Here is a 13,644-nt window from a genome sequence, read left to right as displayed (position 1 = left end):
CAATGTGCAGCTGCGCATCAAAAAAGGTTTCGTCTGAGACGCAATAAGTTGCTCAGAGAGCCGCAGACGAGCCTAACGCCGCCACGTCGCTGACTCGACAAATCCGACAAATAGTGTCGGTCCCGGCGGCCGGGCCGGTGAACAACGTGCCTGGTTTTAGCACGGGGTTATGTTATCCAACGCGCGTTTTACATTTGTATCTCTCGAAATCCGGTATTCACATGCGTTGAAACGGACGACTTTACGGATGGTGCTGACTTGGTATGAACCGTTCGCCTTTGGTCGGAAAAGGTTTAATTGACCAGTCGATCAATTTGACGGCGGACTGGAGTATATCCTTTGCCTGATCTAAGTTCGATGAAACGGCGATAACGTATCCGATCCAGTCCCTATAGTCGCCTTTCCTGACGATATGCATCTTGGGTTCAGCATACAATTCGATCTCGGCGACACCTGGTAGGGCGGCCGCCTGACTGTGGCCAGAGATCCATTGCAGGATGCCGTCGCGATCAGGAATTAGGCACCGCGAGACTGCAGTCTGTGAATGCCTTCTGCTCAGGTCGCATTGCTTGCCTATAACAACCTTGATGTGCTCAGCAGCGAGATCGATTCCGTGAGCCGCCTTAACTAATGAAGCACCGGCACTGAGGCGCGGATTGACTTCAACCACGACCGGCCCGCGCTTCGTCCACCGGAGCTCGACGTTCGTGGGTCCCCAACCAAGGCCCAGAGCTTGCAAGCAACCCAGAGAGACATCGGCAATTCGCCTATGCTCGCCATCCGTCAGCGTTGCCGGAAAGACGCTCTGAATAAAAACAAAATGCGGTGGTGGGCAGAACTCAGAAGCTCCAATCCCAATCACCTCTTTTCCCATTACATGTGCGCAGTAGTAAGGACCCTGTGCGAATTCCTCCACAAGTATCCTGGGCGGACATGGCCAAATGTGCCCACCATCAAGCAAATAGGTCGTATGTTCAGCTAGCTCATCTGCATTGCGGCACAGTCGGACACCGCTGCTGCCGCTACCCACGGCTGGCTTGAGAATCACGGGGAGACCGATATCCGCGGCCGCTTGTTTCACGGCTGCCGCATTCTCTGCTGAGTGATAAGCAGGTATGGGCATGCCGGCCCGCGCAAGGAGTTCACGTTGAGTAAACTTGTCGCAACATTGTCCAATCGATGTCGGATTCGGTCCCGGCAGATGAAAATGCTGACAGAGCTTGCCAACAGTTGCATAGACGGCCTCTAAGGAGGTAGTAATGCCGGCGACGTCATAAGCCTCGCGCAAACGAGAACATTCGGCAACCAGTGCATCGAGATCGTCTGTGTCGACAGTGATGGCCTGAGTGCCTTGCACCTCCAGATAGGCATGGCGAGTTGGATTAGTTGAGAGCGTAACAGGACGAAGACCAAGGTGCTGGGCCGCTTGGACATATTGTGGCCCATTGCAAGTTGAATCGCCTTCAATCAGAATGAGAACTCTTTTTGACATGACGGTTAATCTCCATCGTTGCGTACTGTACGGTCACTTGCACATAGTCATAACGGCCTTCTAGCAAGGCCCCGACTGAAGGAGTACGCTGAACGTAGCGTCATTTCTGGCTTGCGGTGCGAAATTTTGGTGAAGTTATTTAAAGAGTTTGTTGCAATGTTCGGGTCTCTGGACACTTCGAAAAACCTGGCGATCTAGAACGTATTGATTCACTTCGCCTGGTGATTTGCACGGAGCCGTTGGATGCGCAGCGACATTGAGCGCTATGGTCGGCTGAGCGACCGGCGATACACTGGATTAGATCAACGCGGTGGCGCCTTACAAGGTTTTCCGGGGCCGCGGCAAGACGAAGACAGGCCATTCTGGGCCTGTGCGTGCGATGACCGGCCCCTGGCAGGGAAACGACCACCTGGCGTCGCCTATGTCTATGCGCCGGACCGAAAGGCCGAGCGACCGATCCCATCCTGTCGGCTACCCTGCAGGTCGACGACTATGGCGGCTATGCTGGCCCACGAGAGCGGCGTCGTGCTCGCCTTCTGCTGACGCACGTGCGCCCGCGCTTCTTCGAACTCGCGGCGGCCGGTTCCACGCCGGTCGTCAGCCAAGCGCTCCAACGAATCGCGGAACTCTACAGAATAGAGGACGACATCCGTGGACGTTCGGCCGAGCAGCGCCGTGCCATGCGCCAAAAGGACGCACGAGGCGCCCTTCCATTCGACTCGGCTCTCAGAAGCCATCTTCGCCTTGCGTTGTCAAAAGCGGTAGGTGACACCTGCGCCTATCAGCCAGGGATCGAGCTCCGCCTTCCCCGTCAGCTTCGCGCCGGCCACCGTGACGTCGAAGTCCGGCTTCAGGAAAAGCTTCTTCACGTCGAAGTTGAGGCCCCAGTGCTGGTCCACCATGTAGTCGAATCCGACCTGCAGCGCCGTGCCGAACGTGTTCTTCACCTTGAGAGCATCAGCGCTGCCAGTGTCCTGGTTGTAGAAGATCGTGTAGTTCACGCCGGCGCCGACATAAGGCTTGAACGCGCCGAGATCGGTAAAATGGTACTGCAACGTGAGCGTCGGCGGCAGCAGCCAAACTTTGCCGATGTTGCCCAACCCTCCGATCGTCCCTTGGCCCGCGATGTTGGCATAAGTGGTACCGAGTATGAGTTCGGCGGCGATGTTGTCGGTGAAGAAATACGAGATATCGAGTTCCGGCGTCACCGTGTCCGAATACGAAAGACCGGAGCCGGGAAGCGTATCAACGTAGCCCAGATCTTTCGTAACGACGCCCAACGCCCGCAGGCGGACCTGCCAAGGGATTGGCGCTTCGGTGACCGAGGCTCCCGTCTTCGCCAGGACGGTCTCTGCTTGCGCAGGCTCCGCGGCGACGGCCTGCTGTCCCACCATGATCAGGGCCACCGCCGCTGCTGTTGCCCGCGCAACGCCCATTCGCGTTCTCGCCATGAGATTCACTCCTTGATGTTCAGAAAGGATGCACTGCACTATTTCGTCTCCTGCTCGAATGAATTGTTGATGGACCTCAAATACCCCACTTGCGTTGCAACGCGTTCCGCCGTCTCCGGAAGGTGATCGTTGAAGCCGATTGCGCTGCGGAGAAAATTGGTGCCTAGACTGATGAATGCGGCTTGCTCCCGATTGTCCTCGCCGCAGCCGTGCCCGCCTGCGCTGGCCTCGTAGAAGTAAGCGGGATAGCCAAGAGCCTGCAGTTTTGCGGCCATCTTGCGCGCATGGCCCGGATGGACGCGGTCGTCGCGTTTCGTGGTGGCGATCAGGATAGGCGGATAGGGCTGTCCCGGCGCTGCGGCGTGATAGGCGGAGATTTCCTTCAGGAAAGCCCAATCGTGAACCTTGTCCGGATCGCCATATTCGTCGATCCAGCTCGCGCCCGCCAAGAGCTTGGTGTAGCGACGCATGTCGATAAGCGGTGCTGTGCAGAACAGAGCCCCGAAATGCTCAGGATAGCGGGTCAGCATGTTTGCGATCAGCAGGCCGCCATTTGAGCCACCCTCGGCGGCAATCCGCCTCGGCAGGGTGATGCCCCTTCGCACGAGGTCGGCGGCAACGGCGGCGAAATCGTCATGGGCGAGACGCTTGCCCTCCCTGCGCCCGGCTTCGTGCCAGCGGGTGCCGAACTCGCCGCCGCCGCGGATGTTCGCCTCGACACACGTGCCGCCGCGCTCGAGCCACAGCTTGCCCAGCGGGGAGTTGTAGTAGGGCAGGCGTGATACGCCGAACCCGCCATAAGCGGAAAGGTGAATCGGAGCATCTCCGTTCCCGTTCGCCGGACCAACCTGCGTATAGGGGATCAGCTCATGATCGATAGAGACTGCCTCGTGGCGCGTGACCACCAGTCCGGATGCATCGAAATTCTCCGGGCTGCGCTTCAGGATTGCTGAAGCGCTGAGAGACGGCGCGGCATTCAGATCGAACAGCAAGAGCTGCGGCGGCGTGATCGGATCCTGAGCACAGATCAGGACCTCTCCATTGGTCTCGTGAACTGCCGCATCGAATGACCAGACGTCGACAGTACCTTCGGCGGGCAGGGTGTTCAGGACTCGGCGCGTCCATTCCTGGTGGCCGGGAGTGAACATCTCGAAACGCGGTGCGAGATTGACGAGGTAAGAGATAATGAGCTTCCCGTCATTCCAGAAAAATGACTGCATGGAGCGCCTTTCCCCTGGTTGAAACAGGGTCTCAAAACGGCGTCCGCCGGCGAGGAAAGAGGAAAGCGAGATGACGATCAGCGCGTCGGCGGGATGGGTGGTGCCTCCCATCGTCCAGGGCTTGCGCGGCCTTACCGCCAGCCAGTCGCCGAAGACCCGCCACGACGCGTCGCGAGGAAGATCGATCTGCCTCCTCGGCCCGCTCCTATCGCCGATCCAGCTGATCTTCTCGAAGAAGGCCGGCTGCTCGATGAACCAAAGGCGCTCGCTGCGGCCGGTGCGGTCCGAATGACCAGACACTTGGAAGCTTTCGAACCCGGCCTCGAAGATTGCCGGCGTGGTGAGGGGATCCGCGTCACGCTTCCACAGTCGAACGGTGCGCGCATAGCCGGAGCGGGTGGCCATGCCATTACCAAGCGCACTGGAAAGCAGAAGCGTGTCAGGGTCCAGCCAATTAACGTAGCCTTTGGCCTCGGGGAGGTTGAAGCCGTCGGCGACAAAGCTCAGAGAGATCAGGTCGAATTCGCGATGCACGACCGCGTCGCTGCCGCCGCGCGACAGGCGCAGAACGGCTCTTTCCCGTCTCTCCGGCTCGATGGACGCGCCGTCCCAGATCCAGTCCTCTCCGTCGCTAGCCGCGAGAGCATCCAGATCGAGCAGTAGCTCCCATTGGGGGTCCGCCTTCATGTAGGCGGCAAGGGTGGTCCGGCGCCACAGTCCGCGTGGATTACCGTCATCTCGCCAGTAATTGTAGAGGTACTGACTACGGCGCGCGATCAGGGGAAGATTGTCGCGATTGTCGAAAATGGCTGTCAGAGCCGCGCGGTCGCGCTCGAACTGCGTTCCACCGAAGTGCTTCAGAGTCCTTGCCGATTGGCCGGCGGCCCAGGCAAGTGCCCGCTCGCCCTCTACATCTTCAAGCCAGACATAGGGATCGTCGTCGGGAGCATCAAGCGTTGGACGGACATCAAATGCGTTCATGTCCGGACAGCCTTCAGAAAGAAGGGATAGAGGCTTCCGTCGGCTCGGGAACGCTCAGTGTCGGTAGCGGCGCCCACATGTTCGAAAAGCGTGATCATTGATGAGTTCTTCCAGTCGGTGCGGCATCGCAGTGCTTTTGCGCATAGGGCCGCAACCTTCGTGCCAACTGGGAAAATCGTTTCGGAACAATGCGATCGCTCTGGAAGCGTTGTGTCACATGTCCGACATCGTCGAGAATCCGACAACGAGTGCTCCTCCTAATCACCGGATCAACCTCCGGCGCCAGTCGTGGACACTGTGCAGAACTCGAGAAGTGAAGCTCATTGGAGTGAACCTGGTTGACGCCCAACATCTTCGCTCTGGAGCGCTTCACGCACACGGATTCATGGCAGACACCATGATGCGATCGATGCGGTTAGAGACCAAGCTGGCTGCGCCTGTGAGTTTCAGCCGCCAGCTGGAAGCAGCGGAGTTCTGAGGAGAAGGGTGGGGGGCCCAAGCCCTGCCGCAATCTTGGCCTGCACCGTCCCCTTGATTGCTGTCGATCAAGCCAGGAAGCTGCATTCGGGCGAACGCATGGGGCTGGTCCCCATGGCAACTTGGGCTGATGTGGGGCCGTCCGATATGCGATACGAGGGTCTAGGATAGGGGAGCTCGGGCTCGGTAGTATCTCAGCGAGACGGCTAATGGTCGACGAAGTCTTCCTGACGCCACGCATTGGTATGCCGCAGCAACAGGGGCAGTGCGGGCGCAAGTCTGGTCGTGAAATCGGCTGCTACAGGGGCATGCCGCGCTTCATCTCCATACCGTCCGCGAAGAAAGCGCGGCGCGAGCATCACCAAAGAGAAGCGGCGCGCCGTTCGTTTTGCGGTCCACTGACCAGTCGGCTTCACCTGTACAATACGGGCTGGCATAGCGTGAAACTTAGCCTCCAATGGCGGAAATTTCCCCCAGGAGACCTAGATGACTAAGCTTATAGCACCCGGGCTACGACAACCTGCCCACAACCAGCGTCGAAGCCACCGCCACGCCACCAGGTCTTCAGGGAACGTCCTGAACGGAACCCAGCCGGGCACTCCTATCAAAGCGACTCCCTTCGCATGCTCAGGCCGCGCTTGCTGTCGCTGCGCGGGACCGACAGCCTGCTTCTGCCCTGCACAGTGCCGACGACACATGCTTCGACGAAATGGTGTCGTCGAGGTCGGGTGGCTTCGGCGCCGGTGCTTTGCAAAATTGCATGATGTTTGGACGTCCGTGGGGGCGGGCAAGGGGGCACAGTCGTGCCTGCAGTTCTCGTGACTGGCGCGGTCGAGGCTGATTGGCGGGATGAACGATCATATGACTGCACCACTGGTATGACGCCGCGCGAAAGGGCATGGGAGTTTTTGCGCCGCAATCCAGCATTCCAGCGTGAGGTGACCGCTGCAAGCCAGCAGGCCAATAGCTGGTCTTACCAACCCTTGCTTGACCTGGTCGCGTCGGCCGGCGACCTGTTACGCTGGGGTGTTCTGTTTCGCCGAGTCTTATGGGCTAAATTCGATCGTTTCTGGTTCCGCTCTGGTGCGTCCATGTGTTGCCAGTCATTGCAGAACATCTGCCAGCATCGTCGGAGACAACGCCGTGCGAACTCTTGGCATTGCCATGTCGTGCGACGGTCCTGCCTGGCGCCCGGCAAAGGCCAACATGTTCTTCTTCGCAATGCCGAGCATACGCTCCAGCTCGCCGTCTCTGGCGTGGATATCTTGAGCCTGTCTGTCTCCGAACCGAGGCGATCTGGCCCGCGAGCTTTTGAGGCACCGCCTGAGGGCGGCTCGAGTGCCTCAATGCTCTAAGTGTGGGTCAACGTCTGCCTGCCCGCTGAATCTGGCACGCCTTACACCTACGTCACGACCAAGACCTTCCTGTTGCACTTCGGCCTCGACACACTGCGGGATTTGCCCGATTTCGAGGCGATTGAGGTTGCCGCGCTGCTCAGCAAGGAGAAGCTGCTGGCGGGCGATACTCCCATCGGGCTGGTGAGTGGTGGAGGAGGTGAGGAGCGACACTCCAAGGCCAGGACGGGCTAGCGCAGCAGATACATGGAAGTAATCGCTTGATATGAGCGGTTGAGAGTCGAATCAGGGAACTATGCGATCACTATCGATAAGAGGTGGCAATATCGATCGTGATTGTATCGGGCCACTCTACGGCGAAGGAGGCGGCAACTTGTGTCTCCGACCCGAAACGATTACCTTGCGGCCATTATGAGCAAGCATTTGGCATCCGTCTTGACGACCGTGAACGCGCCCTGCAGCGTACAGCTGGACGACGCGGCGCTGGCCGATTGCTTTGCGGATCTCGATTTGGCCAAGCAGCATCCCGCTCATGTCAGCGCCTTTCTCGGCGAGGTCCCTCTCGCCCAGCAAGTCGAGTTCGCAACCGCGCACCACATTCGCGGTCGACGAGATGAAGGCTTTTGCCGCCAAGTTCTCTGCCTGGTCCGGCGAAAGCTATCCGCTCGCCCCGTAATGGCTGGACATGATAGCCGACGCCCGTCCGAATGGCGGCGGCTTTTTCGTATTATATCGACCTTATCGACCAGCTTCGCGGGAATGCCGGGGCTACGACTTTGAATGGTCATTTGGCGGCGGAACGGCTATGATGATCCAGATCGGCCATCGCGAAAGCCACGACATCGATATTTTCCTCGACGACCCTCAATTGCTCGGTCATCGACCATCCAAAAGCCACCTGCACTTTGAAACGATGCCGTCCGACTATTTGGGGGACGGGCTTCGGTTCCAGAAATTCGCCTTCGAAGACGTTGGCGAAATCGACTTCATCGTTGCCGGAGCGCTAACAACGAAGCCGTTCTAGACCCGCGTGGTGGAAGGCAGGACCGTGCGGCTCGAGACCATCCCGGAAATCATCGCCAAGAAGGTCTATTACCGGGGATTTCGGAAGCCAACCCGCGCGACATCTTCGACATCGCCGCCGCAGCCCGGTCGCAATTGGACGAGGTCGTCAACGCTCTGCGTGCGCTCCCAGAACAGGTCGCTCGAACCAGACAGCGGATGGAAAAACTCAACAATGAATTCCTCGGCCGCGCCATTGCACAGCTGATGATCATGCCCTGACTACGAAGCGTCGGCCGCCGACAGTCTGGACGCAGCGTTCGCTGCGCTCGACGAGGTGTTGTCATCACTCAAAGAACCTGACCCCCACGACCTAGCGCCCAACCGAGGGAGGGGAGGGGTTTCTCAGAGCCCGGACGCCTTGGTGAGGTTGGTCCGGTATCTGCCGCGCCTCCGCTGATATTTGCGGGTCATCTCGGCCGAGGCATGGCCGAGCTGCTTCTGCACGTAACGCTCCTCGACGTCGGCCGACGAGGCAAGTCCGGCGCGCAGCGAGTGGCCCGAGAACAGCAGCGCCCGTTACCCTTCCGGGAGATCGGAGGGGACGCCGGCGGCGATCGTCACCTGCTTGACCAGGCGGGCGACGTGCTTGTCGGAGAGCCGTTCGACGTCGACGGTCTTGTTGTCCTTGAAGATGCGGCGAACAGGGGTCCACGTGCGATGCGGCCAAAGCGGATCCAGCTCTCGAGCGCGACTACGGGGTAGGTGTGGTCGCTGGAGCCGCAGCCGACCTCGACCTCGCGCCAGCCGGTCTTGCCGCGCAGGGTGACCAGCAGCCCTTGCCGTCAAAAATCTCGATCCAGCCGGCGCCATCGCTGTTGTCGTCGCGCATGACGTCGAGACCGACGATCTCGGAGCGCCGCAGGCCGCCGCCACAGCCCAGGAGCAAAATAGCGCGGTCGCGCAGGCCCTGAGGTCGTGGCCGAGCGTGGCGATCATCGCCAGCAGATCGTCGCCAGGACCGCCTCTTTCTGCCGCGGTGGCTTTGCGTGCTTGCGGCGAATGCCGGCAAGAACCGTATAGATATGCCGCTCCGCGCGGTCCAACGGCCGGCCGCGCTGGGTAAAGTTCCAGGCGAGGCCGGAAAGCCGCCGCTCGATGGTCGCAACCGAAAGGGCAGGGGCGCCACGCTTCGGATCGCCGGCGGCGGTGCCCGAGGCACAGGCGCTGATATTGAGCCCGATCACCTTCGAGCCCGGAGGCAGGGGATCGAAGCCAGCGCGCCGGCACCAGGAGGAAAAATGCCGCCAATCCTTGGGGTAGGCGTCGCGCGTGTTCTCCGAGGTGGCGTTGTAGCCCCTCGCGGTCTCGACCAGTTCCTGGACATGCGCCGGGACTCTTTGAGCCGGGTCTCCATCTCCTTGTAGAGCTTGTCAAGCTCGCCATCGACTGGCTTCAGGTCGTCGATTGAACATTGCGTCATCATAGGCTTTGTGCCTTGTTGTAGCAGGCATCGTCCGTTCGCGCGGCGGACACAGACATCACCGTCGCTGAGCCGAGAACGACGGTAAAAGAAAATGCACTCACTGACTTCATAACCAATCTCTTTTGCGGGTGATTTAGAAACGGACGCCGAGCTTGGCGCTGAACCCGTGTGTCTGGGCATCCGAGGCGATCTGTCCCTGATAGGCGATGCCGAACGTCGCGTTCTCGGTGATGTTTACGTCCAGCCCAGCTTCGAGCAGAGCTGCGTTCTTTGCGATCGGCACGCCCTTGATGGCGAAGGAGGAACCGCCAGCAAAGGCAAGAGCGGTATCCGGCCTGACGTCGCCGAAGGCGTGGCGCCAGCCAAGACCGCCGCGCGCGGTAGCAGTCACGGTGCCGAGGGTCAGTACCGTCGACGCACGCAGACCTAGCGTGGTAAACGCCGTGTCGCTCGAGCGATCCCCGCTCGACAAGGCGGCTGCGCCGCCCTTCTCGGTGAAGCCATCGGCGTCAAAATTCACATAAGCGAGATTAGCGTAGGGCTCGAAGGAAGCCGAAGCCGTATTGATACGGTAGCCGAGCTCGCCAAAGGCCTGGAACGTGCCGGCGTCGTAATCGGCCGAAAGGCTGTCGGCGAAGCCTGGAAAGACCACGGACCTGCCGGTCTCGATGCTGTGCCAGGTATAGGCAAGGCCGGAACGAAAACCGAGATTGCCGTTCTGCGTGCCGGCAAAAAGACCGAGATGGTAATTCTCGCTCGAGCCCGACGAAGCGCGATCGTCCGCCTCCAAGGAGGTATGGCTGTAGCCGCTGATGAGGCCGAGCCGCCAGCTTTCGCCGACAGCCGCGTCACCGCCAGCCAGAAAGCCGCCTGTCGAGTGATCGAGACCGGCGGCATTGCCGTCGCTGTCGAGATGACCCCAGGCGCCGAAGCCACGGCCCCATACGGCGAAATTCTCACTCGTTGCCGGGGCCAGTTCCAGACCACCCAGCCCATAAGTCATCACCGGAACGCTGGAGGCACCGACGCCGTCGAACGCCGCACGGATCCGTTCGCTCGCGGCATCGCGTACAGAATGACTGTCCTCGATGAGGCCGCTATGAATGGAAGCATGAACCTCGCCTGATAGCATATCGAAAGCGTTGCGGGCTTCCGGCGCCGTCAGGAACAGGATGTTGTCCTGGATCGGATTACCGCTTCCAAGCGCCTGAGCCGCTGCGGCGACCGAGCGTTGATTGAAGGTGCTGGCTACATCGGCAAACGCCGTCGATGTGCGGCTGATATCGAGATAGACATTGTTGGCATCGTAGACGAGCTGGAAATCGACGAAGGGCGTCGCGTCTGTCGCCAGAGCCCCCGTCAGCCCGCCATAGGTGCCGCTTACGCCCCCTGCTGCGGAGAGCAGAGTATATCGGGCATCGACCGATAGCGTTCCCTGCCGCAGGAGCTCGATCTGCGCGCCGCTGTCGATCGCCGCTGCTCCGCCAACATCGATGAGATCGGACGACCTTGCGAGGTCGACCTGATAGATCGATCCGGACTGCTGCGCGAAATCGCCCGTGACAGTCAGTGTGGTGACGATCCTGCTCGGATCGGTCGCACTGCCAGGAGCGACCGTGCCGCCCTCGGAAATGGTGACCGCACCGTAGGTGCCGCCGCCTGCGACGACACCGCCGCTGTTTGCGATAGCCGTGCCCCCGATCTGCCCGTCATTCCCGAGAAAGCCGGACGTGGTCGCATCATGGGAAAGCACACCTGTATCGGCAAGCAGCAATCCCGCGCCGGAACCGACCGTCGTCATGCCGGAAAAATTGTTCTTTCCGCTCAGCGTTTGCACGCCACCGGCAACGAATAGTTTGCCGCCCATATTATTGTTATCAACGTCGAGGTCGTTGATGCTGCCGGCGAAAGTGTCGTTCGAAGCCGTTAGCACCAGGGTACGCTTGCCCAGTTCGACCGTTCCGCTGCCACTCAGGCTACGAATACGGGCATCGTTGTAGGCGTCGGAGATTCCCCAATAGTCGCTGCCATTTCCATGTTCGGAGATATCGAGCGTGCCGTCTGCAACGACTTTCGCTGACCGTTGGATGTTGCCGAGCCCCGCAAGCGAGAGATAGGCATCCTGAGCAATATTCGTCTCGCCGGTGTAGGTGTTGACATTCGTCATCCGGACCACCGTCTTTGTATCAAGCGTCAGCGATCCGGAGCCGGAGACGACACCCGCTATGCCGAACCCGCCCTCATTCCCCATGCTCGTCGTGATCCTGCTCAGACCGGTCCCTTCGGGTGCGGATGAATCGGTAGAGAAGTTGCTGGCAGTGACGAAATGTGACGTATAAGCGGTATACTTCTTCTCCAGATCGAAAATGACCGATCTGTTTTTGAAGAAGTCAAGACCGGCAACAAAACTGGTCTGGTCGTTGGGTTGTTCCGTCGTGCCGCTGGTGTAGGTGAAGTCGATATTGTCCAGCCTTACCGGATCGCCATCCGTTCCTGCGATTGTAACGCTCGGGATGTTGCCCGATGCGCTTACGATCTCGCGCTGCTCATTTCTCCGAACATTTTTAAGTTCGACGCCCGCATCCTGAAATTGCTTCAGCATCGCATCACTGATCTCCAGACTGCCACCGCCCGGTGTGCCGGTGTCGAGCAATACCGCGGTCTTGTTGGGGTCGGTGATTGGTGGGGCTCCATCCTTAACCGTGTACTGCAGATTGTAGCTGCCTTCGTATTCGGTCGAGGCATTGGCGCCAGAGCCAGGAAAATTCTGATAAGAATCCTGATCTTTTTCCTCGGGTTCTCCCCATGGCATGGCATTAGTATATTGGGCCCGGAGGCTTGGATTGAGGTTGACAATCGTGCAGGGGGAACAGCCAGGCGTTTGATCGCTCTCGGAATCCGGATTCACATTGGCGGAGACCACGTAGCCAGACCTGGTGACACTGCCCATCATGCCCCAGACACTTGTCTTGCCAAGAAAATCGCCGGCCCCGAATGTACCTGCGAAATCGCCGCCTTCGTCTGCCATCTTGCCAGCGGTCATTTTCGCCCGCTGCTCCTTATCGGCGTGATAAGGTTCTTGGAGATCCTGACCATACATATCTTTAAGTCCATCCGTCACGGATTCCGGCGTGCACTTAAGATTGTTGTACTCGCAATACGCATGCGTATAGACAAAATCGAGAATGCGAGCAGCCCGGTATTTCTTATCGCTTACAGACGGCCCGTCGATCGTTATCTTTTGATCTGGATCGACATATGTAAATTTATCAATTTCCACGTTCTGAAGCTTATTACCATACGTTCCGTCCCCGTACGTATATACGTAAGGCGTGTCGGCAATCGGGCGGACCCCGGTCACCTCTGACCCGATCTGCGTGTTGAGCTGGTCCGAGCCCGTGTCGAATACGTATCGCTGCGCGTTGCCATTGTTGATCTTGGCCCAGATGCCCAGGCGGTCATGGCCTTCCCCGACATACTCCAGCGGGATCGAAATCGGGTCGTCGGCCAACGCTTCTCCAGTTGGAAATGCTACCAGACCCACCCCGAGAGACACAGCCGGCAGGAATACCGTCGTCATCGCGGTGGTTGCCGCCAGAAAGTTCTTTGTCCTGAAACAAGCCTGCATACCTGGTCCTCGAAAAAGTCTCGCAAACTGATTGATCATTGGAACGGCCTCCTGAATGTTGTTTAACGAGACCCTTTATGGCGGCCCTGGCTGACAACAGCCTGAAAGCTGCAAGCGGCCTGCGAGAATGGGGCGATCCTGAATGACGACAGATGCTGTCAACAATGGATGAGTGCTCGGCCTGAAAGCTGAGCACGCGTTATGCTCAGGCTGCTGACAAGGCCAAAGCAGCGTAAGTGCGGAGTGAAATCCAGGGTCCACATGGGTCGTCGCGCTTCCCGTGCGCCTGGGAAGGCGCCGGCCCGGCCAAGCTTTCCCAGATCGTCCGGATGGCGCACAAGATACCGGTTCAGGTCGATCGAGATGGAGGCCGAGGCGTATGCCAAGGCGGTCGACTGCCTGAGAAAGATCAGAATGCGTCGCTGGCGCTCTACGATTTCCGCCGGCAGCGAGCTCAGTCTCCTGCCGGGCATCCGTGTTTACTGGCGACGAGACACAAGATGTGCCCAAATTGCCACCAGACCGTCACCTGCGATGAGTTTCGGCAACTGA

Annotated in this window: 7 protein-coding genes and 3 pseudogenes; 4 read left to right on the top strand and 6 right to left on the bottom strand. The window is 59.3% G+C overall.

Annotation, left to right across the window (positions count from 1 at the left end; all coding sequences use genetic code 11):
* Positions 1-241 precede the first annotated feature (241 nt).
* Positions 242-1,492 (bottom strand): acetyl-CoA carboxylase biotin carboxylase subunit family protein, encoded by a 1,251-nt coding sequence (locus EJ068_RS12630; RefSeq protein WP_129554566.1) that lies wholly within the window; start codon positions 1,490-1,492, stop codon positions 242-244.
* Positions 1,493-1,953: 461 nt separating this feature from the next.
* Here EJ068_RS12630 and EJ068_RS12625 point away from each other — a divergent pair.
* Positions 1,954-2,139, top strand: a pseudogene (locus EJ068_RS12625) (transposase); the annotation flags it as partial.
* Between the two features lie 105 nt (positions 2,140-2,244).
* Here EJ068_RS12625 and EJ068_RS12620 read toward each other — a convergent pair.
* Together EJ068_RS12620 and EJ068_RS12615 are read right to left on the bottom strand one after the other, a co-directional pair.
* Positions 2,245-2,943, bottom strand: a complete 699-nt coding sequence (locus tag EJ068_RS12620; protein ID WP_129554565.1) for an OmpW family protein — start codon at positions 2,941-2,943, stop codon at positions 2,245-2,247.
* A gap of 38 nt (positions 2,944-2,981) precedes the next feature.
* A complete protein-coding gene (locus EJ068_RS12615) occupies positions 2,982-5,144 on the bottom strand; it encodes a prolyl oligopeptidase family serine peptidase (protein WP_129554564.1) in 2,163 nt (720 codons plus the stop codon).
* Between the two features lie 1,865 nt (positions 5,145-7,009).
* On the opposite strand from EJ068_RS12615, the pseudogene EJ068_RS12605 reads away from it, so the two are divergent.
* A pseudogene (locus tag EJ068_RS12605) lies at positions 7,010-7,210 on the top strand (SMC-Scp complex subunit ScpB); the annotation flags it as partial.
* 117 nt (positions 7,211-7,327) lie between these two features.
* Here the strand turns inward: EJ068_RS12605 and EJ068_RS32585 are convergent.
* Positions 7,328-7,609, bottom strand: a complete 282-nt coding sequence (locus EJ068_RS32585) for a hypothetical protein (RefSeq protein ID WP_164748801.1) — start codon at positions 7,607-7,609, stop codon at positions 7,328-7,330.
* A 172-nt stretch (positions 7,610-7,781) separates the two neighbouring features.
* On the opposite strand from EJ068_RS32585, the gene EJ068_RS32940 reads away from it, so the two are divergent.
* A complete protein-coding gene (locus EJ068_RS32940) occupies positions 7,782-8,000 on the top strand; it encodes a hypothetical protein (protein ID WP_095488156.1) in 219 nt (72 codons plus the stop codon).
* A 134-nt stretch (positions 8,001-8,134) separates the two neighbouring features.
* Positions 8,135-8,260 carry a hypothetical protein gene (locus EJ068_RS33650; protein WP_281059020.1) on the top strand — a complete coding sequence of 42 codons (126 nt, stop codon included), beginning with the start codon at positions 8,135-8,137 and terminating at the stop codon, positions 8,258-8,260.
* A 123-nt stretch (positions 8,261-8,383) separates the two neighbouring features.
* Here the strand turns inward: EJ068_RS33650 and EJ068_RS12590 are convergent.
* Together EJ068_RS12590 and EJ068_RS12585 are read right to left on the bottom strand one after the other, a co-directional pair.
* Positions 8,384-9,378 (bottom strand): annotated as a pseudogene (locus tag EJ068_RS12590) (tyrosine-type recombinase/integrase); the annotation flags it as partial.
* A gap of 219 nt (positions 9,379-9,597) precedes the next feature.
* On the bottom strand, positions 9,598-13,131 hold the full coding sequence (locus EJ068_RS12585; protein ID WP_129554562.1) for an autotransporter domain-containing protein: 3,534 nt from the start codon (positions 13,129-13,131) through the stop codon (positions 9,598-9,600).
* Between the last annotated feature and the right edge of the window lie 513 nt (positions 13,132-13,644).

Origin of the sequence: Mesorhizobium sp. M2A.F.Ca.ET.043.02.1.1 (assembly GCF_003952405.1) — a bacterium.
Taxonomy (GTDB): Bacteria; Pseudomonadota; Alphaproteobacteria; order Rhizobiales; family Rhizobiaceae; genus Mesorhizobium.
The sequence above is the reverse complement of the archived record's forward strand: the minus strand, read 5'-3'. Positions and strand labels throughout refer to the sequence as shown.

What these genes read in the sequence shown, in the direction of transcription:
- EJ068_RS12630 (WP_129554566.1), bottom strand. Translation starts at nt 1,492, where the DNA reads ATGTCAAAAAGAGTTCTCATTCTGATTGAAGGCGATTCAACTTGCAAT.
- EJ068_RS12620 (WP_129554565.1), bottom strand. Translation starts at nt 2,943, where the DNA reads ATGGCGAGAACGCGAATGGGCGTTGCGCGGGCAACAGCAGCGGCGGTG.
- EJ068_RS12615 (WP_129554564.1), bottom strand. Translation starts at nt 5,144, where the DNA reads ATGAACGCATTTGATGTCCGTCCAACGCTTGATGCTCCCGACGACGAT.
- EJ068_RS32940 (WP_095488156.1), top strand. Translation starts at nt 7,782, where the DNA reads ATGATGATCCAGATCGGCCATCGCGAAAGCCACGACATCGATATTTTC.
- EJ068_RS12585 (WP_129554562.1), bottom strand. Translation starts at nt 13,131, where the DNA reads ATGATCAATCAGTTTGCGAGACTTTTTCGAGGACCAGGTATGCAGGCT.